Here is a 26,135-nt window from a genome sequence, read left to right on the forward strand (position 1 = left end):
CCTCCTTAGAGCTGTGGCATCTTGAAACCGCCGTTTGCTTGTTCAAAAGCATGGGCCACGCGGTAAAGTGTTGATTCATCAAAGTAGTTCCCGATAATTTGAAGACCGACCGGGAGACCTTCTGAAAGACCTGCCGGAACTGAGATAGCCGGGATACCGACCAAGTTGACCGGAATCGTCATGATATCGTTCGCGTACATCGTGAGCGGATCGTCGAGCTGTTCACCGAGTTTGAACGCTGTCGTCGGAGCGGTTGGTCCAACGATGGCATCATACTCTTCGAACACTTTCGCGAAGTCCTGCTTCATGAGGGTACGGACTTGTTGGGCTTTCTTGTAGAACGCATCGTAGTAACCAGAGCTGAGGGCATATGTCCCGAGCATGATCCGGCGTTTGACCTCGTCCCCGAACCCTTGTTCACGCGAATACGTGAACACTTCGTCGAGCGTGTCCGCTTCGGCGCGACGTCCATAACGGATGCCGTCGAAACGAGCCAAGTTTGAAGAGGCTTCTGACGAGGCGAGCAAGTAGTACGCCGAGAGGGCATACTTCACAGACGGAATCGAAACCGTCTCGATCGTCGCACCGAGAGATTTGAGCGTCTCGATTGCTTGTTCAATCTGTTCACGGACGCCAGGCGCGACACCTTCTGCCATGAACTCTTCCGGAAGTGCGAACTTCATACCCGTCAAATCCTGGTTGAGCGCTGCCGTATAGTCCGGCACCTCGACCTCAGCCGACGTCGAATCCATGTCGCAATGGCCCGCAATCGTATTCAATAAGTAAGCATTGTCTTCAACGGTACGTGTGAGCGGACCGATTTGGTCAAGTGAAGACGCGAAGGCAACGAGGCCGAAGCGTGAGACAAGACCGTATGTCGGTTTCATCCCGACGACACCACAATATGCGGCTGGTTGACGAATCGAACCACCCGTATCCGAACCGAGGCTGAAAAGGACTTGCCCAGCTGCGACCGATGCCGCTGAACCGCCTGAAGAACCTCCTGGTACACGTGTCGGGTCCCATGGGTTACGAACCGGCTTGAACGCCGAGTTCTCGTTTGACGAACCCATGGCGAACTCGTCCATGTTCAACTTTCCGATTGTGACGGCTCCGGCGTCATGAAGACGCTCGACGACCGTCGCATCGTGTGCCGGGACGAAGTTCTCGAGGAACGTCGAGGCACATGTCGTCCGCATCCCTTTTGTGACGATATTGTCTTTCACACCGATCGGCATCCCGAAGAGCGGGTTGTCTGATGTTTTCGCAAGTTCATCCATACGTTTCGCTTGCTCGAACGCTTCTTCATTGAGCGTTAAGAACGCACCGATTTGATCATCCGTCGCTTCGATGCGCTCGAACGACTCTTTGACGAGGTCCGTGACCGTGACTTCGCCTTCTTTTAATAACGTATGCAGTTTCGCTACACCGTGGTCAAATAAACTCATGAAAGGCCTCCTTACTCAAAGACCGCAGGGACACGGACTTGACCGTTCTCCCAGTCAGGCGCCATCCGTTCGACTTCCTCACGTGGAAGCGATGGACGAACCTCGTCTTTGCGTAGTACGTTTTTCAAATCTAGGGCATGGGTCGTCGGTTCGACTCCCGTTGTATCCAGCTCATCGAGTTGCTCGGCGAACTCGAGAATTTTTGTCAATTGCTCCGTGAAGTGCGTCACTTCTTCATCCGTGATCGCAAGTCGGGCAAGTCCGGCGACGTGCCGAACTTCAGCTTCTGTAATACGAGCCAAAATTCCCACCTCCAACAGTTTTCAATACATCGTTCATTATCATACCACTTTTTCATAAGACAAAAAAGGAAATCTATCTCGTTCTAAATCGTCTTCTTTTTAAGAAACTAGGGGAATGTACTCTGAATATTGACCCGCTTTCAAAATCAGCTATACGGTCGGTGACGAATTCTGATTATGCTAAAGATAGAAAAGATTCGTAAGGAGGGATCGTATGTCGATCCGGAATAAACTGATCACTGCGTTTAGTATCATGTTTGTGCTGCTTCTTGTTGTAAGCGGTTACTCTTGGTATGCCTTGAACGCATCAAAAGCAGCCCAGGAGGACATGACCGTCTCTTGGGTACCAGGAATGGATCAAATCCATCAAGTCGATAAACAATTGCTTGAAATTCGCCGTCATCTACTTCGTCACGCACTCGTCGATGACGCGGTGACGAAACAAAATATCGAGCGGGACATTCAAGCATCCGTCGCCATCTTAGAACAACGGATGGACGGCTATGAAGACACGATTATCATGGAAGAAGATCAACAGCTCTTCGATCAAGCAAGTTCCGATTGGGCCAACTTCCAAACCGTTATGATTGAACTCATCCGTATTTCTAACGAAGAAGGGACCGCTGCCGCAGAAACGTATATTCGTGACACGGCGACACCGAGTGCCGATGCACTCTCGAATTCGCTCGGTCTTCTCGTCAACTTGAACCGGGAAGAGATTCAAACAGATACGGCAGCAGCTGCCAAGATGTTTGAGCAAGTACAACTCACACTATTCATCGTCCTCGGGGTCGCCGCTGTCATGACGATTCTCATGATGCTCTTCATCTTCCGCTCCATCTTTGAACCGCTCAAAGAGTTCAAGACGAAGATGCGTGAGCTCGCCACGAGCGAAGGCGATTTGACGACGTCAATCCCTGTGAAGCGCCGCGACGAGTTCGCCGGACTCGCACGCGACTTTAACCAGTTCATCGCGAACTTGCGTCAGTTGATTCTTCAAGTGAACGATGTGACGACTGGCGTGTCAAAACAATCAACCCATATGTATGAAGAGTTGAAAGAACTTGATACGTACATGACGACGACCGCTGCGACGACAGAGGATTTGACCGCCGGCATGCAACAGACGGCGGCGAGCGCTCAAGAGATGAACGCCTCCGCGTCGGATATGGAGCGAACGATTCAACATATCGTGTCCATGGCCGATGAACGGAAAGACGAAGCGAGACAAATCGATGAACGCGCCCTCTCTCTCAAGTCACATGCGGTGGAAGCGAAAGAAAACGCCATCAGCGTCCTTCAATCGACCCGTACGAACTTGGAGAAGGCGATGCAAGATGCGAAAGCCGTGCGTGAGATTGCGACACTCACGAACGACATTCTCGATATCGCCGCGCAGACGAACCTGTTGTCACTCAACGCATCGATTGAAGCGGCACGTGCTGGTGAAGCCGGACGTGGGTTCGCCGTTGTTGCCGATGAGATTCGAAAACTCGCCGAAACGAGCCGGGCAACCGTCGAACGCATTCAAGTTATCTCGACGACCGTCCTCCATTCGGTCGATCATTTGAACGAGAGCTCTGGACAAATGCTCCACTTCCTCGACACGAACGTCTTGAAAGACTATGACCAACTCGAAGAGGCAGCCGGACAGTATAGTACGGACGCAGGACGCTTTGAGACGACCGCGACCGAGTTCGCCACTGCCGCCGGAGAACTTGAACAACTGACGTCGAACATGATTGGCGTCATTCAGGACGTCGCGACGACCGTCAACAACGGTGCGCTCGGTACGCAAGAAATCGCCGAAAAAGTGACGATGTCCGTCGAACGGTTCGCCGAGTTGAACCATGCGACGGAACAGTCGCAACAAAAGATGGAAGAACTTGATTCACTGATTCGCCAATTCAAGGTATGACAAAAACCCGCCGACACGTGCTGTCCGGCGGGTTTTCTCATCAAGCGGCAGATTGTGCCGCTTCTTTTTTTCGTTCGAGTTCGAATCGTTTCGTCTCAGCAACAACGACACCTGAGAGGAACAAGAGTCCAATCAAGTTCGGGATCGCCATGAGACCGTTGAACACATCCGAGATGGACCAAATCAAATTCAAGTTCGTCGTCATCGCACCGAGTCCTGCGACTAAAATATAGAGGACACGATACGGGACGATCACTTTTTCCCCAAGTAAATAATACGCTGAACGTTCGCCGTAATAGCACCAACCGAGAACGGTCGAATAGGCGAAGAAGACGAGCGAGATTGTCACGATGATTTCACCAATCGGTCCTAAGAAGTAAGCGAACGAGGCTTGCGTCAAGGCGATTCCTTCAAGCCCTTCCGTATATTGACCACCCATGACAATCGTGAGTCCCGTGATGGAACAGACGATGAGCGTGTCGATCAACACTTGTGTCATCGAGACGAGTGCTTGACGTCCCGGGAAGTCGGTCTTCGCTGCCGCGGCCGCAATCGGTGCAGATCCAAGTCCTGCCTCGTTAGAGAACACACCGCGCGCGACCCCGTAGCGAATCGCGGCACCTAACGCCCCCCCACCGATGGCTTCGGCACTGAATGTGCTCGAGAACATCGTCGATAAGGCACCCGGTACCAATTCGAGGTTCATGATGAGAATCACGAGCCCACTCCCGACATATGCGAAAATCATGAACGGAACGAAGATTCCGACGACTTTCCCGATTGATTTGACACCACCTAAGATGACGAATGCCGTGACCGCCATCATGACGATTCCTGTCACAACCATTGGGACGTTGAACGAATTGTTCAAGGCGAGACTGATTGAGTTCGTCTGGACCCCGTTCCCAATCCCAAAGGCTGCGACCGATGCGAATAAGGCAAACAATATGCCGAGCCACTTTTTCTTTAGACCGTGTTCTAAGTAATACATCGGTCCACCGGCAATCTCGCCTCGTTCATCGACGACACGATATTTGACGGCAAGGATGGCCTCGGCGTACTTTGTCGCCATCCCGACGAAACCAGATAACCACATCCAAACGACAGCACCCGGTCCCCCGAGGACAATTGCCGTTGCGACACCGACCATGTTTCCCGTACCGACCGTGGCCGCTAAAGCCGTCATGAGTGCTTGGAAATGAGAGATGTCCCCTCGTTGCTTTTTCTTCGGTTGTTCTTGTTTTGGGATAAATGCCTCTTTAAGCCCGACCCCAAGTCGCGTCACTTGGATAAATCCGAGACGGACGGTCAGGAAGATTCCTGTCCCCACGAGTAAGATAAGTAAATGTGGCCCCCAGACGAGATTCGATAAACTCGCCAGCCAACTTTCAATTTGATTCACGGTGTTGCTCTCCTCCTATGTTCTTGATTTGAGCGCTCTCCCTTTATTTTTCAGAACATTCACAATCGAGTCAAGGTACACCGCTTAAAGAAAACGTTTTCAAAACGTTATATAATTGTAATATTTTCCATGAACCCTTATTCTTAAAAGCTTCTTAAAATTTATTTCGAAATATGATTGTAATATATCTCAGAATTCATAAACAGCGATTTTACAATCCATACGAATCGTTGATCGATAGACTGTACCTCAACGAGAAATCGATTCGTCGCGATAGAAAAACCGCTCGTGGCGGCTTTAGAGCAATGACCAAGTACAGGTAGGCGAGACTCCTGAGGGAATAGCAAGCAAAGGGAGACCCAGTAGCGAAAGAAAGTCGCGATGCGGCTCACTGCTTGCCCCTAGGAAAGCGAGCCGTGCCTAACTTGGGCACAAAAAAGACTGTAGACGCATAGTTTGTCTACAGTCTGATACGAATTCGTTTTACGAACGAATGGCAGTCACGACTTCTTCGACGTGCCCGTTCACTTTGACGTTGCGCCATTCTTTTTCGATTTGACCGTCCTCACCGATCAAGAAAGTCGAACGGACGATGCCGTAATACTCTTTCCCGTAATTCTTTTTCAATTGCCAGACGCCATACGATTCAGACACTTCATGATTCTCGTCGACGAGTAAATCGAACGGAAGGTCATTTTTGGCGATAAAATTTTGATGCTTCTTCTGACTGTCAGCCGACACCCCGAGGACGACCGCCCCTTCCATCTTCGGCAGAGCATCACGGAAATCGCATGCCTCCGTCGTACAACCGGGTGTCGAATCTCGAGGATAGAAGTATAAGACGACTTTCTTACCGAGATAATCCTTTAATGAAATCATCTCTCCGTTTTGGTTTGGTAATGAAAATGTTGGTGCATTCATCTGTTTTCCTCCTTAGCCAAACGATGGGTCGACGAGTTGTTCGTCATAACCATCAATTGCTTCTTCTAGTTTAGTCTTTAACGGGTCCAGCACTTCGATATACTCGATCGGATCTTCCGTTGCAGCCGCTTTTCGGAGTGTTTCCTCGTTACCTGTGTACCATGTCTCGTACGCTTTAAAATAGTCGGTCATGATGGTTTGGTTCTCTTCGACCGTCAACGTTTCCGCCATGAGCAAGAAGACGTTATTATCCGCCTCGAGCGCCATATAGTCCGTCTGCGCATTGACTTGGTCATAGATCGGACCGGCCTCATCTTCCGGAAGTTCAGCAAGACGGGCGTTCGCTTCGGCATTGACTCCATACTCGTTCGCCTGGACCCCGATGAGCAAATCTCCGACTTCGGCAATCACGTCTTTCGGCAAAGCGGCCGGCGTGATGACGAGTGACCACTCATCGCCTTCCTTCACAGCAACTTTACTGAGCCGGTTCGGGAGCGGATTGCCGTCCGCATCGACCATCTCATGAACAAGAAAAGCCACATCCTCATCTTCATTGACCCATCCTTTATAGATGTCACCTGGTGTGAGCTGACGCGTGACGGCTCCAGTCGCCGGGATATCGGTCAAGCGACCAGCATAATCAATTGCGGTCAATGCCTCGGCATCTCCCGATTCAAGCGCCTTTTGATAGTCTTCATACACTTCCGTGACCGCATCCGGCAACGCACGTTCCGTCTCTTTCACTACCGTCTCTCCCTCGTTCCCGCATGCTCCGAGCATGAAGACAAGGAGAAGCGGAATGAACCATTTTTTCATGTTGTCCGTCCTTTCAAAAGCCGTGTTCTCCCCCATCCTACCATGTCTCGATTTTTCACTCCAATGCCTTGTGTTTCTGGAAAATTGTTTCACTAGGATTTCTACGATAATTTCGATACAATACAGACGTAAGCGCTTTAACGCTCAACATCACTTTAAGGGGGAACGAGAATGATTCCATACAAACATGAACCATTCACAGACTTTACACAAAAAGAGAATGCCGAGGCGATTCAGGCGGCAATCGAGAAAGTGAACGGTGAGCTCGGGAAAGACTATCCGCTCGTAATCGGTGGGGAAAAGGTTACAACGGAAGGAAAAATCACGTCTTATAACCCGGCTAACAAAGAAGAAGTGATCGGTCGCGTCTCAAAAGCGAACCAAGAGCTCGCAGAACGTGCGATGCAAGAAGCACTCACAGCGTTTGACTCATGGCGCCATGTCGACCCAGCTGTCCGCGCCGATGTCTTGTTCAAAGCCGCGAACATCGTCCGCAAACGTAAGCACGAGTTCTCGGCTTACCTCGTTAAAGAAGCAGGTAAACCGTGGAACGAAGCAGATGCGGATACAGCGGAAGCGATCGACTTCATGGAGTACTATGCACGTCAAATGCTCGAACTTAAACCAGGCAAGAAAGTCGAGAGCCGTCCAGGCGAATACAACCGATATGACTACATCCCACTCGGGGTCGGGATCGTCATCAGCCCATGGAACTTCCCGTTCGCAATCATGGCCGGTACAGCGGTTGCGGCCATCGTTGCCGGTAACACGATTCTCTTGAAACCAGCTTCGACGACACCGATCGTCGCGGCGAAATTCGTCGAAGTGATGGAAGAGGCAGGTCTTCCAAAAGGCGTGCTCAACTTCATCCCAGGACCGGGTGCAGAAGTCGGGGACTATCTCGTCGACCATCCGAAGACACGTTTCATCAGCTTCACGGGATCGCGTGATGTCGGACTCCGCATCAACGAACGTGCCTCTAAATTGAACGAAGGTCAAATTTGGCTCAAACGCGTGATCGCGGAGATGGGCGGAAAAGATACGATCGTCGTCGACGAATCAGCCGACCTCGAGCTCGCAGCACAGTCGATCGTGAAATCGGCATTCGGTTTCTCTGGTCAGAAATGTTCAGCTTGTTCGCGTGCCGTCATCGTCGACAGCGTATACGATACGGTACTCGATCGTGTCGTCGAACTCACGAACGAACTCTCTGTCGGAAACACTGAGAAGAACGAACACTTCATGGGACCGGTCATCGATGCAGCAGCCTTCAAGAAAATCACATCGTACTTCGATGTCGCTAAAGAAGAAGGACGCATCGTCGCAGGTGGGAAAGCAGACGATTCAACAGGCTACTTCATCGAACCGACTGTCGTCGCAGACGTTGACCCGAAAGCGCGTCTCATGCAAGAAGAGATCTTCGGACCTGTTGTCGCTTTCACAAAAGCGAAAGACTTCAAAGAAGCGATCGATATCGCGAACAACACAGAGTACGGCTTGACTGGTGCGGTCCTCACACGCGACCGGATGAATCAAGAATACGCTCGTCAAAACTTCCACGTCGGGAACCTTTACTTCAACCGTGGTTGCACAGGCGCAATCGTCGGCTATCAGCCGTTCGGTGGATTCAACATGTCAGGTACGGATTCAAAAGCAGGTGGCCCGGATTACATCCAACTCCACATGCAAGCGAAAACGACATCTGAAACGTTCTAATCAATAAAAGAGACGTTCCCTCGGGAGCGTCTCTTTGTTTAGTGTGCTTTAAATGTCTGATCGAACATGATGGCGATTTCTTCTTGATGGAGCAGGAATAGTTCGAACAAGGTAGGGTCGAACGCCCCGTTCATGTCTTTCATCGCGACAATCGTCTCGTCATGTGAGAAGGCCGGTTTATATGGGCGAACGGTCCGAAGTGCGTCATAGACATCGATGATGGTGACGATTCGGGCAGCGAGTGGAATCTCCTCTCCCTTCAACCCTTTAATATATCCCGTTCCATCCCAACGTTCGTGATGATAGAGAGCGATCTGATAGGCCATTTGGATAAAGTAGTTTTGAGGGAACTGTATCTGGAGATCCTTCAACACTTCACCCCCGACACGCACATGATCTTTCATGAATACCCATTCCTGGTCGGATAGCTTATTCGCCTTCAATAAGATCGAATCCGGTACAGAAATCTTCCCGATATCATGGAGCGGTGCTGCGAGTCGAATCCCTTCGATGAAGAGTGGCGTGACGTCCGGATGGTGATGTTCATAAAGAATCGTCGCAAACAACGTCGACAAATCTTGGACCCTCTCGATATGGTTCCCTGTCTCATTGTTTCGGAGTGCCGACAGACGGAGTAACGTCCGTACGAGTCCTTCTTGATAGTCAATCAATTCTTTTTCACGTTCTGCGAGCACCCGTTGCGCCTCTTCTCGTCCCGCCTCAATTCGATGACGTTCGACCGCTCCAAGAAGGGCGTTACTGAAATCAAGGAGTGCCTGTTGTTCATATTCGGTGTACGTCCGTTCCGTGACAACCGAGTCGAACCCGACAAATCCTTGGCACGTCTTCCCTTGCATCATTGGAACCGCGAGCAAGCTTTGAATCGATTGCGGCTCAAGGATTCCTCGGACGACACTATTCTCAGGTAAATCGGAGACACGGGGAATATACATCGTCTCACCTGCCACATGGGTGTTGACCCACTCGGGCAATACATCGATTGGCACGTCCTGCAGATTGTCCATCTCGGCCGTGATTCCTTCGGCGCACCATTCGAATGTGTTGTGGCAGACTTGATTCGTAAAATCGTAATCAAAGACATAGACGCGGTCGACCGCGAAATAATGTCCGAGCTCGGCTAACGACTGGTCAACCCGCTTTTTGAAATCCGCAATCTCTGTCGTTAAAAAGCGATTGAGGAGTGACGAAAGCAGGTGATGGAGCCGCTCTTGTTGTTGTAACTGTAACGTCAATGATTCATGCGAAGTTGCCATGTGCCAAACCTCCCTATTCTTCTGAAATGAAAATCAATCGTTCCATGCATGTAATTTACCCAATTTTCAGTCTTTTTATCCTACTTTATCCATTTGAAAAACCGGGTGGTCGCCACCCGGTTCTGATCACACTTGTTTCAATAGATTGGCCATCTCGATGGCGGAAGTCGCCGCTTCCCATCCTTTGTTTCCTGCCTTTGTACCCGCACGCTCAATCGCCTGTTCAATCGTCTCCGTCGTCAACACACCAAAGATGACCGGTACTTCGGACTGATAGCTCGCCTGGGCGATTCCTTTGGCCGCTTCATTACAGACGTAGTCAAAGTGCGGTGTCGCACCCCGGATGACGGCCCCAAGCGTGATGACCGCGTCATAGTTTTGACTCATCGCCATCTTTTTCGCAACGAGCGGCAGTTCGAATGCACCCGGGACGAAAGCAAGCGATACATCTTCTTCCTTCACCCCATGACGTTTCAAGGCATCTTTCGCCCCGTCAAGCAGACGCATCGTAATCAAATCGTTGAACCGTCCGACGACGATTCCAATCTTTAATCCTTCTCCAACTAAATTTCCTTCAAATGTATGTGTCATGTCCTTCATCCTCCGATATGGTTCATTTTAAGTTGTTTCGTCATCCGATACGATTCGTTCGTTTGATTGGCACCGACATGAATCGGAACACGTTCGACGACCGTGATGCCACATGCTTCGAGCGCCTCGACTTTCTCAGGGTTGTTCGTCATGAGTCGTACACGGGTCACCCCAAGGTCACGAAGCATCGCCGCGCTCACCCGATAGTCTCGAAGGTCGGGATGAAAACCGAGCGCCTCATTCGCCTCGACCGTATCCAATCCGTCTTCTTGTAATGCATAGGCTCTGAGTTTGTTCAACAGTCCAATCCCTCGTCCTTCTTGACGCATGTACAGGACAATCCCTGACTCCTGCTCGATTCTTTCTATCGACGCATCGAGTTGTGGACCGCAGTCACAGCGATACGAGCCGAAGACGTCGCCGGTCAAACATTCGGAGTGAATGCGAACGAGCGGGGCTTCTTCAAGCGTCTCTGTCACGAGCGCCACATGCTCTTGTCGGTCCAATCGATTCTCGTACCCAATCATGCGAAACGCTCCTTTCGAGGAAGGCAGGGACACGTCCGCAACGCGCGTGACGAGGTTTTCTTCCATGTATCGGACTAGCGCTTCGATGGTGATGAATGCCAACCTGTGGCGTTCTGCGACTTGGACCAAATCCGGTACGCGCGCCATCTCCCCGTCCTCTCGAATGATTTCACAGATGACCGCGACCGGTTCACTTCCGGCGAGTCGCGCCAGGTCGACGGACGCTTCCGTGTGACCTCGGCGAACAGAGACCCCTCCTTTTTTCGCAATCAACGGGAACAGATGTCCCGGGCGTTGAAAGTCGGACGGACGGGATGACGGGTTCGCCAGTTCTCGAACGGTATGAGACCGCTCACTCGCCGAGATGCCAGTCGTCGAATCGATATGGTCGACACTGACCGTAAAGGCGGTACCGTGTGGGTCCGTACTGTTCGTCACCATCGGCGCGAGGGCAAGACGTGCCGCCACTTCTTCCGCGACGGCGCTACAGACGAGCCCCTTTCCTTCCGTGATTAAAAAGTTCATCGTCTCCGGTGCCATCTTGTCTCCGAGTACGACAAAGTCTCCCTCATTCTCACGGTCCTCGTCATCCACGACGATGATGGGACGTCCTCGTCTCAATTCCTCGAGTGCCCGTTCAATTGAATCAAACATTACCATCCCGCCTTTCCGTATCCCTGTTCTGCTAAGGACTTGAGCGTCATCTTCGACTGCCCGACGACCTTTTCCATATATTTTGCTAACAGATCACATTCCAAATTGACTAAATCACCCGTCTGCTTCATCCCAAGCACGGTTTCGCTATACGTGTGCGGAATCAATGACAGCGTGAAGCCACGCGCCGATACATCGAACACGGTCAAGCTCGTCCCATCTACGGAAATCGAGCCTTTCGGTACGATGTAAGACAAGAGGTTGCTCTCGCATTGGATGTCGATATAGACGGCATTCGCAAGCGAACGTTTCTTCGTGATACGTCCGACCCCGTCGACGTGTCCAGATACGAAATGCCCACCGAACCGTCCGTTCGCCGGCATCGCCCGTTCGAGATTGACACGTGTCCCCGGCTTGACCCCATCTAAACTCGATGCCTTCAACGTTTCTGGCATGACATCGACAGAGAACGTCGTGTCATCGAACGTCGTCACGGTGAGACAGATCCCATTGACGGCAATGCTGTCCCCGAGCTTCACATCGTCGAGCACTTTCGCAGCGGATATGACGAGTCGTAAAGACGGACCGTTTCGCTTCACCGCTTTGACTGAGCCGATTTCTTCTACGATTCCCGTGAACATCAGAACGCCTCCTTACGAAGGACGACTTTTAGATCGGGGCCAATCGTTTCGACCTGATGAATTGTAAAGCGAGAAATCCCATCGATCGCCCCTTCTTGTTGTGAGCGATAGACGCCATGCTTACCGCCGAACACCCGTGGTGATTGATAGGCGACCCACTCATCAACGTAACCTCCGTCAAGAAGGGATGTGACGAGCGTCGGTCCAGCCTCGACTAACACACGCCCGATTCCATTTGCGTATAGCGTCTCAAAAACTGTACCGAGCGACGTATAATCGAATAATTCGATACCAGTGACTTGAGCTCGTTCACGTCTCTCCGTTTCGTCTGACGAAGTGAAGAGGAGCACCGGGACGTCTTCGGCGGTACGTGCGAGCGTACTGGCGAACGGTAACCTCAAGTCACGGTCGAGCACGACTCGTTTCGGCTGACGCGTCACACGGTCCAATCGAACCGTGAGTGACGGATCATCCGCGAGCACCGTGCCAATCCCGGTCAATATCGCATCGACCGTGGCACGAAGTTCATGCACATCACGACGGGCTTCTGAACTCGTCACCCATTGACTCTCCCCTGTCTCCAACGCCACTTTTCCATCGAGGCTCGTCGCCGTCTTCAAGATGACGTACGGTCTTTTCGTCTCAAGCGACCGTAAGAACGCCGGATTCAAGGCACGCGCCTCCTCCTCAAGCAACCCCACATCGACTTCAACTCCGGCCGACTGGAGACGCATGATCCCGTTCCCTGCAACGAGCGGGTTTGGGTCTTTCATGGCGACAACGACACGTTTGATGCCCGACTCTACAATCAAGTCGGCGCACGGTGGCGTCTTGCCATGATGCGAGCACGGTTCGAGCGTGACATACAGGGTCGCCCCGTATGCAGCCGCCCCAGCCATATTGATGGCGTGTACCTCGGCATGGGGTTCGCCCGCCTTAAGGTGAGCACCCATCCCAACGATGCGCCCGTCTTTGACGAGAACGGCACCGACGAGTGGATTGACGCCGGTCTGTCCATCGGCTGATTTCGCCAATTGAATGGCCTGTTCCATGTACTGTTTCATCGTTCTCCCTCCTTTTTCCGCACAAACAAAAGACCCTAAGGAGCGCTCCTTAGGGTCTTGGTGGGAGGGTTTCGTCGAATTTGAGCAAGCCAAATAAACGTTTTCTATACAGAAAAGCGTACGACGAAGCACAGGTCACACGGACCTGTTTTTTGTTCCTTCTCCCATCCAGACTATACTGTCGGCTCTAGAGTCTCACTAGATCCACCGTTCGCACACGTGCGCCCGGGTCACGGACTTAGGGCATTGGCCCATCACCGCCGGTTGGGAATTTCACCCGACCCCGAAGGAATATTTGTTTGTACGTGTTTACTGTAGCGCAATTGTTTTTATTTCGCAAAAGAAAAAACGCCACTCGTGAGAGTAGCGTCCTGGTTATGCGAGAAAGAGGACGACAAGAAGCCCGACAATCCAACAATAATATGAAAAATATTTTAATTCGCCTTTTGCCATGATGTGTTGGAACCACTTCAATGAAATGGCGGTCAGCACATACGAGGCGACGAATGCGAGAATCAACGGTCCAAATAAGTCGCGTGTCTCCGGATTCGTAAACAAGGTCGGTCCGTCCAAAATCATCGTTCCAAGACTGATTGGAATGAACAGGAAGAACGAGAAGCGAAGTGCCGACTCCTGTTTGATTCCGAGGAGCATCGCCATGACGATGGTCGCCCCAGAACGGCTGATTCCAGGAATGAGCGCCACGGCCTGCGCCAATCCGATCAAGATGGCATCGCGTAGCGTGATGCCTCCATCACCCTTGTTCCCTCGCATATTTCGGATGAACCAAAGGGCGAGTCCCGTGATGATGAGCGTATAACCGACTGTCGCCACACCCCCGAGCACTTCTCCAATCCAGTCCCCGAACAGGACACCGAGCACACCGGCTGGAACGGTCGCAACGAGTAGCAATCCGATGAACTTCACATCGATCATCGTTTCCTCAGTGCGGTCTTTTTTAAATAAGAACGTCCAAAGACTCACGATGAGACGAATCACATCTTGACGATAAATTGTCAAGACGGCGAGAAGTGAAGCAAAATTTACGAAAACTTCAAATGACAATCCCGGTAAGTCGATGTTAAATAGTTCTTGGAAGATAACCAGATGTCCACTCGACGAAATCGGAATAGGCTCTGTGAACCCTTGAATCAAACCGAGCAACGTATAAAATAACCAAACTGTCATAGTGATGATCCTCTTTTCTGTTTTTCACTCAATGCGGCTATTTTAGCAGAATCGGTCTTTCATTGACCAGCTTATAAATTTTTTTGACGTAATTTCAATATTTGATTGATTAGTCTGAAAATTAAATTTATTATAGAAGGGTACTCATCTGGAGCGAAGGCGATGACCCCAACTCTCCAGTTGGGTACTTTTTTATAAAAATATTACATATTTGGGTGATTAAAACTTTATGTTTACATTTATCACGAAATTCGATTTAATTTGTAATAGAACTGTTACCATTTTTTGAAATTGTCAAATGCGACTTTAGTCCTATCCAATTCTTAGGAATTGTTTAAATTTTTTCAAAATCACGTTAATAAATCCGAAAAACAATCCGATAGTATGATTGTAGGAGCATTTTTTTAATCATTGTCGGTTCAGATTTGAGTCCACGGAAGGAGGAACCATCATTGAGTCAAACGCTATCCACTAAATCCCATCACTTGTCCACCGAACAGCAAAGGATGATCCATTGCATTCGTCTTCTCGGGGACTTATTGAAAGAACGTCCACGTCGTTCTGTTTACCGTCGCTTCGCAATGGAACAGAATTGGCCATCTCCTGAATCCATTATTCGTCAGTTCGGGTCATGGGCTGAGGCACTTGCCATCGCAGGCTATGAATGGCACGGGGAATCAACCGTCGAATTGCCAGACAAAATGCCGAAGTATACACGCGAGGACATCATCGAGACGCTCGCGATTTATTCCCGAGACATGGGCTCGATTATCACCTTGAAGAAGTATCAGCAATGGCGAAAGCTCCATCCGAAGGCACCGAGCCATTACCATATCGTCAAGACGTTCGGTTCGTGGCATGATGCCTGTGCCGAAGCGGGTCTTGAGGCGAGTGTGACCTATTCAAAAACAGAGCTCTCAAATGCGCTCCGTGAAGCCATTCAGGAAATGGGCTTCTCGCTCTCATTCGAAGCTTACCGTGAATGGGCAAAACGGAACAACAAACCTTCGACAAAGGCGATCCTGCATCGCTATGGCTCCTGGTCAGCCGCCGTTCATGCGGTTGAATCTGAACTATATAATACGAACTCATAATCATTTCATACGAAAGGAGGATCCCCGTTTTGGTGGATCCTCCTTTTATCTGACTTCAGTCGATAAATCATGATAGTGGGCGACACGATCTCGCCCATTGAATTTCGCTCCGACGTACATGGCTCGGTCCGCGTGTCGCAATACCGTATCAAGGTCTTCATACTCATAAATCGTTTCAATTCCGATACTCGCCGTTACGGTGACACATGTGCCCTCCGTCCCAAAATCATGACGCTTTAGGGCGTCTCGTATCTTCTCACCGACCAGATGGGCGGCAGCCTCGTCCATTCTCGGGAAGACGAATACGAACTCCTCCCCACCATAGCGTGTCACCAAGTCCGTCGCTCGGACATTGCGGGTAAAGAGTTGACCTGCTTCAATCAATACCTCGTCCCCGAACGCATGCCCGTACGTGTCGTTAATCGATTTGAAATGATCCAAATCAATCAAGAAGACAGAGAGCGGATAGGACGCCACATCGTTCAGTCGTTCTTTCGTCCAACGGCGTAGCGCCCGCTGATTATGTAATCCCGTCAACGGATCCGTCAAGCTCTCGTGTTGCAAACGGTTGCGTTCGTCGATGCGCTCGATGGACCACGATAACGTCTTGAGTAGACGGTTCACCTCAACAGCAATCGGTGTCTCATATGCCCCGTTGGCCGTCGTCGATACCATACAGCTGACCGCCGTTTCCGCTCCCCAGACGGGTTGGATGACGAGCGCCGAATGATGTAGTTCTTGTTGTTGCTTTTGTAGCTCAGGGTGCCACTCGTGGAGCGAGTCGTAAACGAAGCAGGACTCGTCCTCATCTTGATATCGCTCAATCGTGAAGGCGTCTGGCACACTCGGGATGACCCGACCCGTCATATCGTAAAACGTGCGATCCCCTTTTCGGTTGACCTGTAACCAGCCTCGTTCTACTTCGACGATATCACGAAGCCCGTTCCAAAACTTCTCAATCAACAGCTGTTCGCTATCGACACGATAGAGCTGTTCTTTCAAACGTTCTACCTGATCGACTTTTGACTTCGTCTCTTCCGTCTCCGTCGCTTTTGACATCGACATCTTCAAGACCGAGAGAACAAAGAACGTGACGATGAGTCCAACATATCCAGATACAAGGTAGGCCTCGATGGCAATCATCGTGAACAAGAGTTCAAGTGACACGACGAGCCAATCAAAACGAATCAGGCGCCACATGATGGGAAATGGGATCCGTTCCCCGACCATAAAATAAGACAAGGCAAAACTCATCATAAGGACAAGGAACAGGGTCCCCAAAAAGGCTACCATCGCCCATCCTTGCTGCATCAAGTGCACAGGTTCGCCAATCCGTCCTCCAAGCCCGATATACGCGAGTCCAGGTAATAGAACGAGTAGACATTCAATCATCGTATTGAGCGGATAGAAGTGAAGGAATCGCCGGCGTCCCACTCTACGGTTGAAGGCACGGGCCTGAAACGTGAACAGAAGTAACTGCCCCATCAACAGGGCGGGTGCGAGTCCGTATAGGAAGAACGTGATAAAGACGAACATCTCATGAAACGTGAAGTGAAGATGTCGACGCTTGAGAGGATTCATGACAAATAGTGCGCCGAGCGTATAAATGAACCAAAACAACGGCCAGTCGAACGAGTCAAGATGATGAATGGTCATATAAGTCACACTCGTGAAGACGAACATCCACGCGAGCCAGCTTCGAGCCAGATACTTCCGAAATTGCATCGCCTTCTCCCCTTTTCTCGTTCATTTTGTTTTAGTATGCCTCGTAATACAAAAACATTCCAGCAATTGTTTGAAAGTTGAGACAATGAAATATTGAAATCATTCCCAATTCGATGTTTCGTTACTTTAGATGTCGGCAACAACTTTTATAAAGGGGGATAATCATGGATTTTTCTCTATTTCTGATTTCTTTTTTGGTCATCTATTCGCTTACCATTACACTTCTCTATTTGAGGAAACAAAAGAATACGTAAAGAGGACGGTCCCTCTCAGAAGGACCGTCCTTACCCATTATTTCGCTTTCAAATATGAAATCCCAATCGACCCAGATCCCGTATGCGCCCCGAGGAGCGGAGCGAGCGTATCGACCCGAATCGGAATCGTATCACCGAGTCGTTGTTTCCACTCTTCGGCAAGTTCAGGAACGTTCCCATGGAAAATCGAGACGTCCTGACATTCGCCTGACTCGATTGCTGCACGCAACACTTCAAATAAATGAGCTTGCGCTTTTTTATACGTCCGAACGGTTTGATACGGGACAATCAACCCGTCTTCGAATCGGAGTACCGGTTTCAACTGAAGCATATTCCCGATGAGCGCTTTCGATTTGGAGATGCGACCGCCTTTTTGCATTTGCGTCAAGTTTTGAAGCGTCAACTCGATGCGGACGTCCTCCACGCGCGCCTTCATGTAGGCTTCTACGTCTTCGAGCGCATCGCCTCGTTCGACTCGTTCAATTAATTCCTCGAACATGAGTCCCATCGTATAGATTCCTGCCCGTGAATCGAAAGCGAGCAACTTGAATTCTGCGATTTCGGCACCCTGCACAGACGCCGAGTACGTCCCACTTAGATCGGACGATAGATGAATCGCGATGCCCATGTCGTATTCATCTTTCAATTTCTCATAGAGCGTGACGAAATCTCCGATTGCCGGCTGACTCGTCGACACACGCTCCCCGGCATCAATCCATTCATAAACGGTTTTCGCATCGACTTCAATCCCGTCTTTATACGGTTGGTCCCCTTTGACGACGTAAAGCGGGACGATGTGGATGTCAGGGTGATTCACTAAAGCATCTGGAAGGACAATCGTACTGTCCGTAATATAAGCAATCTTCATGAGAAATTTCTCCCTTAAAAAGTTTTTAGTACCTGGTTATATTATTTTATCATAGGTGAAGCGTTTTCACTATTTTTTCAAAACATTCAACCTGTACCAGGTCCAATCCTATATCGGAACGGGTAAAGATACATAACGATCAAGGAGGCGAAAGAGACATGATCCAGCTCGAGAACGTCAATAAAATTTATAAAACCGGCGACGTGGAAACAGCTGCTTTGAAAGAGATCGACCTGACCATTCGTGATGGCGCATTCGTCGTCATTCTCGGACCAAGCGGGAGCGGGAAAAGTACGTTACTCAACGTCATCAGCGGACTCGACACGGTGACGAGTGGCAAAATCACGTTCGACGACATCGTGCTGACCGAATTGTCTCCCGAACGGATGACGTCGTTTCGACGCGACCATCTCGGCTTCATCTTTCAACAATACAATCTCCTTCAAAATCTGACTGTATACGAGAACATTCAAATCGGGTCCGATTTGACGAAAGACCCGCTCCCGATTGATGAATTGCTCGAACAAGTGGGACTCTCATCGGCACGCGATAAATATCCGTATCAACTATCCGGCGGTGAGCAGCAACGGGTCTCCGTCGCCCGGAGCCTCGCCAAAAATCCGGCCATCGTTTTTTGTGACGAACCGACAGGATCCCTTGATGAGGAAAACTCGAAAAAGGTGCTCGAACTGTTGGAACGCTTGAACGAGACGTACCAAAAGACCATCGTCGTCATCACACACAATAACGGAATCAGTGAGATGGCTGACGATGTCATCAAGATGAACTCCGGTCGAATCGTCGAAGTGACCCATCACGACACTCGAGTCGCGGCGCGTGACATCCGTTGGGGATAAGGGGGTGGTGACATGCTGTACAAAAATGTGTGGAAGACGCTCGGAAAGAAATGGATGCAACTCCTCGCCATCGCCATCATCATCGTCATGAGTTCTCTCACATATACGATGATGTTTTATGGAATCAGCGGAATCGAGGTCCCAACGGAAGACTACCTAAAGGAATCGAATCAGGAAGATTTCGCCATTGAAATGCTCAATCGGGTGACAGAAGAAGAATTACGCGATCCCGTTGTCGCTGCGCTCGCGGAAACAGGAACGTTCACATTAGCTGACATCAAACAAGCCGATGCGGAAATCTTCAATCGTCTGATCGAATCACGTATCGCCGCCGTCGAACAGGAAATGCCGGATGCTACGATTGAACTCCGTGACCTTAAATCCGTCACCTACACGTTCGAGGATGCCGAACATCGGGGACTGATCGTCAAAGAATCAGACACGATCAACCGCTCCTACCTCGAAGCCGGTGAGCGACCGAGCGCGAATGACGAAATCGCTTTAAACAAAAAATATGCCGAAGAGAACGGCATCGACATCGGGGACACGATCGACCTCGGTCGTCCGTTCACGGTGAGTGGGTATGTCCTCTTCCCGGACTACACGCTTCCGCTGTTCGATGACAACTTTTTCAATCTCGACCCAGGCTCTCAAACCCTCCTCTTGATGACAGATGACTCGTTTGAATCATTCACTGGACAAGAGTCGTTCCGATTGTCCGGGGTGACCGATCAAACGGTCAAGACCGACCTTGAGCTCCCATTTGTCGTCTCGGTCATGGAGACGGAGAACATCATTCGAAGCGGTGCCATTTATAGCGAGATTTCATCCGGAAAGGCGATGGCGCTCGGGCTCAGTCTCTTTATCGTCTCGATTGCCGTCATCATCGTCGCTATCCTGATCTCCAATATGCTTGAGGCAGAACGAGGACAAATCGGTCTGTTAAAAGCAATCGGCTATAGTCGTCGAAAAATCGCCTCACCTTACTTGGTGCTCATCTTGATTTTTGCATTTTTTATGCTCATCATCGGTTATTTCCTGGGACTTTATTTTGCGAACCCGTTGAAAGAACTCTATCTCGACTTTTATCTCTTACCGTCCATCACCATCGCCCAAAGTCCACTCGTATTTTTGACAGCCGTGTTCGCCCCGCTCTTCTTCTTTACACTCGTCGCGGGAGCTGTCATCTATAAGATCATGGGAGAAAGCGCCCTCTCCCTCTTGTCACCACGGGACAATGTGTCACTGAACCGGCTCAGTCGTCTCGTCAGTCGACTGTTGAAACGAGCGAGTGGAAAGACAAAGTTCAAATATTTATACGCCGTCAAGAACACGGGTAGCTTTTTCATTTTCTTTTTCGGTATCTTGTTCTCGACAATCCTCATCGTCTTCGCCCTCATGATGAACGGGGCCGTTGACCGAATGACGGTAGGTGGTTTGAACGAAGCAGCCTATGAATACGAAGCCTATACGGATGGTTCACCGCCAATTGAAGACGGGCAAGAGCCATTTCTCACCTATCCATTCGCATTTGTCGAAGAGAAATTAGTCACGTTGAAAGGATTAGATGTCGACAATACCTTGTTCCCGCTACGTAACGAGGATGGTGACGCATTGACACTTGAACCGGATGGTCTAATCGTATCTTCGTCACTCGCCCTCAAACTCGGGCTTGAAGTTGGTCAAGACATCGATGTCGAACTGAACGAGGACACGCTGACCTATCCAATCATCGGGATTGCCGATGAATTCTCCGGGGATTTCGCCTACTTGCCTCGGGCGACATTAAGTGAACTACTCACGGACGGGGCGACAGATGAGCTGTTCAACGGCATTTATGCGACGGACCGCCCGAACGAAACGGACTATCCGACCATCCTGTCACGTCAAGGGTTGATTGAGCAGTCCGAGTCCATCAATCAATATATGAATTTCATGATGAACGTCTTGATCGGTGGAGCCTCTCTCATCGCTTTCAGCATCCTGTTCGTCTTGACGGCGCTGACGGTCGAGAAGAACTATTACGTCATCTCCTTATTGAAAGTGATGGGTTATCAAAAACGGGAAGTTCGCTCGATGATTTTGAACAGTTATTTCATTTACGCGCTCGTCTCGGCTCTCTTGAGCATCCCGATCGCCTTGTTGACGCTGCGGGTCATCATCGTCGTCTTCGCAGAAGATTACGGCCTCGTCCTCCCGCTTGAATTCGAGTGGATCTATATCGTCTATACGCTCGGCGCAGTCGTTCTCCTCTTCTTCCTGAGTACGTTCATCAGTCGTCGGAAGATTGATCAAATCCCGCTTCAGGAAGTTTTAAAGACGTATCAAGAATAATTCATGCCAAAATAGGGCATAATAAGAGATAGACCAGGTCTCTCCTGAGGAGGGACCTGACTTTTGCAGAAAAGGATGATTGACATGAATCGTACACAAGTTATGCTCGCCATTCCCGGAAACTGGTCTTCCGCAGAAGGTGTCAGCGAACAAATCAGTTTACATAGCGAAGGCTACACGATGGCCGGTCTGTTATTGCTCGAAGATGAAACAGGCAAGGCGTTTACCGTGGAAGTCGTGGAACGCGACCCGGCCCTCGCCGAGGCGATGATCCACGCGAGTTCTGGTGGCTTCACACCGAAAGTGGCGAAAGGAATCGCCCGTCACACGCACGTCGTCTACTTGATTGTCGACGTCAACGATTTGACAGACGTCGCTGCTGCGCGTCGTGCCGCAAATGCCGTCTTAAATGCTGGTGGAGTTGGCGTCATGGTCGAATCGGCTGGTGTCTCCTTCTCGAAAGACGAGTGGCAAGAATCAAAAGAAGAAGACCTCGCGCTCGACTACTCGCTCCTCACGGCAATCACGGAAGAAGAGAACGCCTATATGTCATGGGGGATGAAAGCGTTCGGTCATGCAGACGTGGCCGTACCGATGACCCTCGACATTGAAGATGCCATTCACATCATTCACTCGTTCAACTTCCACCTCATCTCCGGTGGCGCGATGTTCGGCGATGGCGACCATTTCGCCTTTGAAGACGGACGTGCCTTCACGGTCGAGATGGGAGAAGACGAGCGGACGACCATCGACAATTTGTTGCATAACCCGTTCGGCTTGATTTATCTTGTCCCACAAGCAGCAGAATAAGAAAATGGAGCGCCCCGCGGCGCTCCATTTTTATGTGGTCGTCAGTTTGGCGTAGATGGCGAAGAAGATGGCGAGTTCAATCATGATGATTAACGGTGACACGAGGACAATCAGATGAATCCCCAAGAAGACGAGCAGGAGCGCGACGAAAAACACGAAATAGCTCCAGTGCAACCGACTCTCCGGGAAACGATGATTGTGAAATACGAGTGTTGTGGATAAAAAGTACACAAGTGCCGCACCGAACGTCACGATGACTTCAAAACGCTCATCCAATTCACCGAGATACATGAGTTTCATCATGCTCGCCAGGACACTGAGTGACATCCAAATGAACAGATGACCGTACAGAATGATTTGACCGGTCCCGACCGCGTCTTTGTCCACTTTCTTTTCGATATTGTCAAAGTATTGCCACCAGATGGCGATGAGGACAATGAATGCTAAAATCGAAAAGCTGATGGACCGGATATCTCCATCTTGTGGCTCGAGCACAGCGAGAATACTGATGATCGATTCCCCTAAGACGATGATGGTCAAAAGACCAAAGCGTTCGAGCAAATATCCTAAGTTTATGGGCGTCATGGCCAAGCGTTTCCGACCGATGATCGGGACAATCAAATCGATGATGATCCCGAGGTACAGGACAACGTAGCGCAAATTTCCGTCAAAAAAGAGAGAGAATGACGAGACCACGATTCCAATCCAAAAATACGTTCCTAAAAACCGTGCCGCCGAGTCTTGAATGCGTCGATTCACCATCGTATACTGCAAGACCGTCATGATGCGCAGTCCCAAATAGCCAATCAGAAAGGAATAGTAGTAATCATCAAAATTCACGTTCAGGCTCGCCGTCATGATGAGGACGAAGATCATCTGTCCAATCACAAAGAGACGCTGGTAGACAGCGTCTTCAAAAAAGCGATTGATAAACATCGTCTGCCCCACCCATGCCCACCAAATCGGGATGAACATGAGGACGAATTTCGAGGCGTATTCGAATGGAATGACGCCATGATGTGTATGGAGTAAGACATGGGTCGCCGTCGCGATCGCGGCGACATAGACCAAGTCATAGAAAAGTTCTAACCACGTGGCGCGTTTTTCTTCCATTTCATCCACCTCTGTTCAATTCGCCAATACGTCGTGATATTCCGGATGTCGGTCGAACTGATTTTTCGTGAACGGACAGAGCGGGATGATTGTCTTCCCTTGTTCTCGAGCATATTCGACCACCGTAACGACAAGCTTCTCTCCGATTCCTTGTCCCCGAAGCTCATCACTGACGTACGTATGGTCGACAATCAGTTTATCGGGTCCAGTCGGCACGTAATGTAATTCTGCTGATGGTTCGTTCTCGTCCCCAACATAGAACGTATTTTCCTTTTGTTTAACTAAATCAGGCGAGAATTCCCCCTCCTCTAAGCGTCTCGGGGCGAGGTCCGGCGTAGGTGGGAGATGAATCGCCCGGTCCAAACGTCTTTTCCCCCTGTGACAGATATGACGAACAAAAGTTTGCGATTCCGTCAGATTCTCCCTCCCCCTCCGCGGGTATCGGATGAGGAGGACACATCACGATCTTCTGAAGGGAGGAGGGACGGACATGCTGAAAGGCTATAAATATAGGCTCCACCCGACGCCGGCACAGGCCGAGTTCCTGGTCCGGACGATCGGCTGCGCCCGGTTCATCTACAACAAGCTGCTCGAGGACCGCATCGCCATCCGCGAGGAGGCGAAGGAGGGGAGCGGGACGAGACGGAAACCGGCGACACCCGCCTCCTACAAGCCCCTCTTCCCGTTCCTCGCCGAGGCGGACAGCCTCGCGCTCGCGAACGCGAAGCTGAACCTGGACACCGCGTTCGCGAAGTTCTTCGCCGGGACGGGTGGCTTCCCGACCTTCAAATCGAGACGACGGTCGCGTGCCTCCTACACGACGAACAACCAGCACGGCACGATCCGCATCGAGGCGGGCAAGGTTCGGCTGCCGAAGGTCGGGTTCGTGCGGTTCACACAACATCGTCCGTTCGAGGGCGTCATCCGGTCGGCGACGGTCTCGATGACCAAGACAGGCAAGTTCTTCGTCTCCATCCTTGTCGATCAAGAGGATGAACAATTGATCCCAGCCAAGAACAAGGTCGGGATCGATCTTGGCCTGGAACACTTCGCCGTCATGACGAATGACGAGATGGTTTCTGAGAAGATTGGAAACCCTCGCTTTCTCCGACAATCCGAAGCGAAGGTCAAGAAGGCGCAGCGCGCGTTGTCTCGAAAGAAGATCGGGAGCAAGAATCGTGAAAAAGCTAAGCTGATCTTAGCCAAGAAACACGAGAAAATCGCCAATCAACGCAAGGACTTCCTTCACAAGCTGTCAAGACGGATCGTTGACGAGAACCAAGTCATCGTCGTGGAGTCATTGAAGTCAAAGGATATGATGAAGGATCACAAGGTAGCGAAGTCCATCGGGGATGTCAGCTGGTACGAGTTCGTCCGTCAACTCGAGTATAAGTCAAACTTCTACGGACGGACACTCATCAAGGCGGATCCATGGTACGCATCGACGCAGATCTGTTCTTCTTGTGGCGAGAAAGGTCAGAAGAAGGCGATGGATGTCCGTGAATGGACGTGTGCCTGTGGCGCGCATCATGACCGAGACATCAACGCGAGCATCAACCTGTTGATGTTGGCAAACTAAAACGAATTCCTTCAGGGTGGGAACCACCCGACGAGCTTGGTAAACAATCGTGGCTAATAAGAGCACGGTCTTCCCAAGAAGCTCCCACTTCAATTTGCGAAGCAAATAAGTGGTGAGTAGTTCACTCTCCATTTACTCCCCACGCTCCTCATCTAATTTTAATGGAATGAAGAAATGATCACGCGTCGTCCAATCCATCTCATCCATCAAGATGTCAAATGATGTAGACAAAAACGTTTGTACTTCCCGACTCGTTCCTTCATCAAGCGGTAAGAAAAACTCACTCTTCTCCGCATCATAATAGGCAGCTTCCGGCTTGAGCGTTTCGGTCGGCATCGGTCTGAACAGGAACGGATAAGGTAAGACAAAATAGCTCGGACGTTCCGTTACATCGTCTCCGAGCCAAAATCCGAATTCAATCAACTGTTCATCGAAGGCGACACGCTCGATCACTTTATCTTCCGGAAACGGGTGCTCAATCGGATAGATGACGAGCGACGACACGTCGAATGTCCCCCAAAAGAGTGCCGGTTTGATTTTTCGGCATCGCAGTTTCGATAAGTACGTCAATTGTTCGTGCGCCGCCCGTTGAAACAACCTCAATCCTTTTCGGGCATACGTCGCGTCATAGGCGAGCGGCGTCTCATCCGTATCGAGTAACCCTTTGAACGACATCTCCTGTGGTTTCGGATTGATGCGTATGTTGACTCCATGCGTCCGCAGCCGATTGAATAAGTCATCGTGGTACGACTTGATTGTCTTCCCTGCTTCAATCGGGATAGCGTCCGTTTGATCTTCGACATGGATGACCAGGCAAGACGTCAACAGGTCCACATCAATTTGAAGCGCCCGATCTCCTTCAAATAACAACCCTGTCGTGAAGCCATGAACCGTAAGTGGCAACGAGACGTGCCCCCATTGCGGTTCCGGTGGTGCCAGTTTGAGCTTGATCTTTCCAAGAAGCTGCGAGATCAAATGCAGTGTCAATTTCGTATCGTGCCATTCTGAATGCATTGGAATGTGCATCCTCAATCATCCT

The 26,135-nt window shown here is 50.4% G+C and carries 23 protein-coding genes and 1 riboswitch; of the genes, 7 read left to right on the plus strand and 16 right to left on the minus strand.

Annotated elements, in window-relative coordinates; translation table 11 throughout:
- Positions 1-5 precede the first annotated feature (5 nt).
- Positions 6-1,448 carry an Asp-tRNA(Asn)/Glu-tRNA(Gln) amidotransferase subunit GatA gene (gene gatA / locus KNO66_RS07605; protein WP_214741835.1) on the minus strand — a complete coding sequence of 481 codons (1,443 nt, stop codon included), beginning with the start codon at positions 1,446-1,448 and terminating at the stop codon, positions 6-8.
- An 11-nt stretch (positions 1,449-1,459) separates the two neighbouring features.
- On the minus strand, positions 1,460-1,750 hold the full coding sequence (gatC, locus tag KNO66_RS07610) for an Asp-tRNA(Asn)/Glu-tRNA(Gln) amidotransferase subunit GatC (protein ID WP_012727041.1): 291 nt from the start codon (positions 1,748-1,750) through the stop codon (positions 1,460-1,462).
- Between the two features lie 214 nt (positions 1,751-1,964).
- Between gatC and KNO66_RS07615 the strand changes: the two genes are divergently transcribed.
- The gene (locus KNO66_RS07615; RefSeq protein ID WP_214741837.1) at positions 1,965-3,668 is read left to right on the plus strand and encodes a methyl-accepting chemotaxis protein; all 1,704 of its coding nucleotides are present in this window, start codon (positions 1,965-1,967) and stop codon (positions 3,666-3,668) included.
- 40 nt (positions 3,669-3,708) lie between these two features.
- Here the strand turns inward: KNO66_RS07615 and KNO66_RS07620 are convergent, their stop codons facing one another.
- The 3 genes from KNO66_RS07620 to KNO66_RS07630 all read right to left on the minus strand — a co-directional run bounded on the left by KNO66_RS07620 (position 3,709) and on the right by KNO66_RS07630 (position 6,807).
- Entirely contained in the window at positions 3,709-5,070 is a 1,362-nt protein-coding gene (locus KNO66_RS07620) for an alanine/glycine:cation symporter family protein (RefSeq protein ID WP_214741839.1), read from the minus strand.
- Positions 5,071-5,553: 483 nt separating this feature from the next.
- Positions 5,554-5,991, minus strand: coding sequence for a thioredoxin-dependent thiol peroxidase (gene bcp, locus KNO66_RS07625; RefSeq protein ID WP_214741841.1), 438 nt, complete (start codon positions 5,989-5,991; stop codon positions 5,554-5,556).
- A gap of 12 nt (positions 5,992-6,003) precedes the next feature.
- Positions 6,004-6,807, minus strand: coding sequence for a hypothetical protein (locus KNO66_RS07630; protein ID WP_214741843.1), 804 nt, complete (start codon positions 6,805-6,807; stop codon positions 6,004-6,006).
- Positions 6,808-6,978: 171 nt separating this feature from the next.
- On the opposite strand from KNO66_RS07630, the gene pruA reads away from it, so the two are divergent.
- Positions 6,979-8,523: an L-glutamate gamma-semialdehyde dehydrogenase gene (gene pruA / locus KNO66_RS07635; protein ID WP_214741845.1), complete on the plus strand. Its 1,545-nt coding sequence runs from the start codon at positions 6,979-6,981 to the stop codon at positions 8,521-8,523.
- 38 nt (positions 8,524-8,561) lie between these two features.
- On the opposite strand, the gene KNO66_RS07640 is transcribed toward pruA, so the two are convergent.
- The 6 genes from KNO66_RS07640 to KNO66_RS07665 form a co-directional block, all read right to left on the minus strand.
- Complete coding sequence (locus tag KNO66_RS07640; RefSeq protein WP_214741847.1) at positions 8,562-9,797, minus strand: HD domain-containing phosphohydrolase; 1,236 nt, start codon at positions 9,795-9,797, stop codon at positions 8,562-8,564.
- A 126-nt stretch (positions 9,798-9,923) separates the two neighbouring features.
- A complete protein-coding gene (gene ribH / locus KNO66_RS07645; protein WP_214741849.1) occupies positions 9,924-10,388 on the minus strand; it encodes a 6,7-dimethyl-8-ribityllumazine synthase in 465 nt (154 codons plus the stop codon).
- Between the two features lie 5 nt (positions 10,389-10,393).
- A complete protein-coding gene (gene ribA / locus KNO66_RS07650) occupies positions 10,394-11,569 on the minus strand; it encodes a GTP cyclohydrolase II (RefSeq protein ID WP_214741851.1) in 1,176 nt (391 codons plus the stop codon).
- Entirely contained in the window at positions 11,569-12,210 is a 642-nt protein-coding gene (gene ribE / locus KNO66_RS07655) for a riboflavin synthase (protein WP_214741852.1), read from the minus strand. The genes ribA and ribE overlap by 1 nt, the downstream gene beginning before the upstream one ends.
- Positions 12,210-13,274, minus strand: a complete 1,065-nt coding sequence (gene ribD / locus KNO66_RS07660) for a bifunctional diaminohydroxyphosphoribosylaminopyrimidine deaminase/5-amino-6-(5-phosphoribosylamino)uracil reductase RibD (protein ID WP_214741854.1) — start codon at positions 13,272-13,274, stop codon at positions 12,210-12,212. The genes ribE and ribD overlap by 1 nt, the downstream gene beginning before the upstream one ends.
- Before the next feature lie 152 nt (positions 13,275-13,426).
- A riboswitch (FMN riboswitch) is annotated at positions 13,427-13,569 on the minus strand.
- 80 nt (positions 13,570-13,649) lie between these two features.
- Positions 13,650-14,462, minus strand: coding sequence for an undecaprenyl-diphosphate phosphatase (locus tag KNO66_RS07665; RefSeq protein WP_214741856.1), 813 nt, complete (start codon positions 14,460-14,462; stop codon positions 13,650-13,652).
- A gap of 452 nt (positions 14,463-14,914) precedes the next feature.
- On the opposite strand from KNO66_RS07665, the gene KNO66_RS07670 reads away from it, so the two are divergent.
- Entirely contained in the window at positions 14,915-15,556 is a 642-nt protein-coding gene (locus KNO66_RS07670) for a homing endonuclease associated repeat-containing protein (RefSeq protein ID WP_012727053.1), read from the plus strand.
- A gap of 45 nt (positions 15,557-15,601) precedes the next feature.
- On the opposite strand, the gene KNO66_RS07675 is transcribed toward KNO66_RS07670, so the two are convergent.
- Positions 15,602-17,281 (minus strand): sensor domain-containing diguanylate cyclase, encoded by a 1,680-nt coding sequence (locus tag KNO66_RS07675; protein ID WP_214741858.1) that lies wholly within the window; start codon positions 17,279-17,281, stop codon positions 15,602-15,604.
- 291 nt (positions 17,282-17,572) lie between these two features.
- Positions 17,573-18,403 (minus strand): DegV family protein, encoded by an 831-nt coding sequence (locus tag KNO66_RS07680; RefSeq protein WP_214741860.1) that lies wholly within the window; start codon positions 18,401-18,403, stop codon positions 17,573-17,575.
- Positions 18,404-18,561: 158 nt separating this feature from the next.
- On the opposite strand from KNO66_RS07680, the gene KNO66_RS07685 reads away from it, so the two are divergent.
- From KNO66_RS07685 to KNO66_RS07695, 3 genes are all read left to right on the plus strand, one after another.
- Complete coding sequence (locus tag KNO66_RS07685) at positions 18,562-19,260, plus strand: ABC transporter ATP-binding protein (RefSeq protein WP_214741862.1); 699 nt, start codon at positions 18,562-18,564, stop codon at positions 19,258-19,260.
- 12 nt (positions 19,261-19,272) lie between these two features.
- On the plus strand, positions 19,273-21,594 hold the full coding sequence (locus KNO66_RS07690) for an ABC transporter permease (protein WP_214741864.1): 2,322 nt from the start codon (positions 19,273-19,275) through the stop codon (positions 21,592-21,594).
- Between the two features lie 84 nt (positions 21,595-21,678).
- Positions 21,679-22,404 (plus strand): DUF4261 domain-containing protein, encoded by a 726-nt coding sequence (locus KNO66_RS07695; RefSeq protein WP_214741865.1) that lies wholly within the window; start codon positions 21,679-21,681, stop codon positions 22,402-22,404.
- A 30-nt stretch (positions 22,405-22,434) separates the two neighbouring features.
- Here KNO66_RS07695 and KNO66_RS07700 read toward each other — a convergent pair whose 3' ends face one another.
- Both KNO66_RS07700 and KNO66_RS07705 read right to left on the minus strand, forming a co-directional pair.
- The gene (locus KNO66_RS07700; protein ID WP_214741866.1) at positions 22,435-23,517 is read right to left on the minus strand and encodes a low temperature requirement protein A; all 1,083 of its coding nucleotides are present in this window, start codon (positions 23,515-23,517) and stop codon (positions 22,435-22,437) included.
- Between the two features lie 15 nt (positions 23,518-23,532).
- Entirely contained in the window at positions 23,533-23,880 is a 348-nt protein-coding gene (locus KNO66_RS07705; protein ID WP_251128072.1) for a GNAT family N-acetyltransferase, read from the minus strand.
- Positions 23,881-24,007: 127 nt separating this feature from the next.
- Here KNO66_RS07705 and tnpB point away from each other — a divergent pair, with 127 nt between their 5' ends.
- The gene (gene tnpB / locus KNO66_RS07710) at positions 24,008-25,096 is read left to right on the plus strand and encodes an IS200/IS605 family element RNA-guided endonuclease TnpB (RefSeq protein ID WP_214741867.1); all 1,089 of its coding nucleotides are present in this window, start codon (positions 24,008-24,010) and stop codon (positions 25,094-25,096) included.
- A 132-nt stretch (positions 25,097-25,228) separates the two neighbouring features.
- On the opposite strand, the gene KNO66_RS07715 is transcribed toward tnpB, so the two are convergent.
- Positions 25,229-26,110, minus strand: coding sequence for a DUF5996 family protein (locus tag KNO66_RS07715; RefSeq protein WP_251127319.1), 882 nt, complete (start codon positions 26,108-26,110; stop codon positions 25,229-25,231).
- Between the last annotated feature and the right edge of the window lie 25 nt (positions 26,111-26,135).

This window comes from Exiguobacterium sp. s48, assembly GCF_018617395.1.
Lineage (GTDB): Bacteria > Bacillota > Bacilli > Exiguobacteriales > Exiguobacteriaceae > Exiguobacterium.

Coding starts and splice junctions, on each gene's coding strand:
- gatA (WP_214741835.1), bottom strand. CDS start 1,448: ATGAGTTTATTTGACCACGGTGTAGCGAAACTGCATACGTTATTAAAA.
- KNO66_RS07615 (WP_214741837.1), top strand. CDS start 1,965: ATGTCGATCCGGAATAAACTGATCACTGCGTTTAGTATCATGTTTGTG.
- bcp (WP_214741841.1), bottom strand. CDS start 5,991: ATGAATGCACCAACATTTTCATTACCAAACCAAAACGGAGAGATGATT.
- KNO66_RS07630 (WP_214741843.1), bottom strand. CDS start 6,807: ATGAAAAAATGGTTCATTCCGCTTCTCCTTGTCTTCATGCTCGGAGCA.
- pruA (WP_214741845.1), top strand. CDS start 6,979: ATGATTCCATACAAACATGAACCATTCACAGACTTTACACAAAAAGAG.
- KNO66_RS07640 (WP_214741847.1), bottom strand. CDS start 9,797: ATGGCAACTTCGCATGAATCATTGACGTTACAGTTACAACAACAAGAG.
- ribH (WP_214741849.1), bottom strand. CDS start 10,388: ATGACACATACATTTGAAGGAAATTTAGTTGGAGAAGGATTAAAGATT.
- ribA (WP_214741851.1), bottom strand. CDS start 11,569: ATGTTTGATTCAATTGAACGGGCACTCGAGGAATTGAGACGAGGACGT.
- ribE (WP_214741852.1), bottom strand. CDS start 12,210: ATGTTCACGGGAATCGTAGAAGAAATCGGCTCAGTCAAAGCGGTGAAG.
- ribD (WP_214741854.1), bottom strand. CDS start 13,274: ATGAAACAGTACATGGAACAGGCCATTCAATTGGCGAAATCAGCCGAT.
- KNO66_RS07665 (WP_214741856.1), bottom strand. CDS start 14,462: ATGACAGTTTGGTTATTTTATACGTTGCTCGGTTTGATTCAAGGGTTC.
- KNO66_RS07675 (WP_214741858.1), bottom strand. CDS start 17,281: ATGCAATTTCGGAAGTATCTGGCTCGAAGCTGGCTCGCGTGGATGTTC.
- KNO66_RS07680 (WP_214741860.1), bottom strand. CDS start 18,403: ATGAAGATTGCTTATATTACGGACAGTACGATTGTCCTTCCAGATGCT.
- KNO66_RS07685 (WP_214741862.1), top strand. CDS start 18,562: ATGATCCAGCTCGAGAACGTCAATAAAATTTATAAAACCGGCGACGTG.
- KNO66_RS07690 (WP_214741864.1), top strand. CDS start 19,273: ATGCTGTACAAAAATGTGTGGAAGACGCTCGGAAAGAAATGGATGCAA.
- KNO66_RS07695 (WP_214741865.1), top strand. CDS start 21,679: ATGAATCGTACACAAGTTATGCTCGCCATTCCCGGAAACTGGTCTTCC.
- KNO66_RS07700 (WP_214741866.1), bottom strand. CDS start 23,517: ATGGAAGAAAAACGCGCCACGTGGTTAGAACTTTTCTATGACTTGGTC.
- tnpB (WP_214741867.1), top strand. CDS start 24,008: ATGCTGAAAGGCTATAAATATAGGCTCCACCCGACGCCGGCACAGGCC.
- KNO66_RS07715 (WP_251127319.1), bottom strand. CDS start 26,110: ATGCATTCAGAATGGCACGATACGAAATTGACACTGCATTTGATCTCG.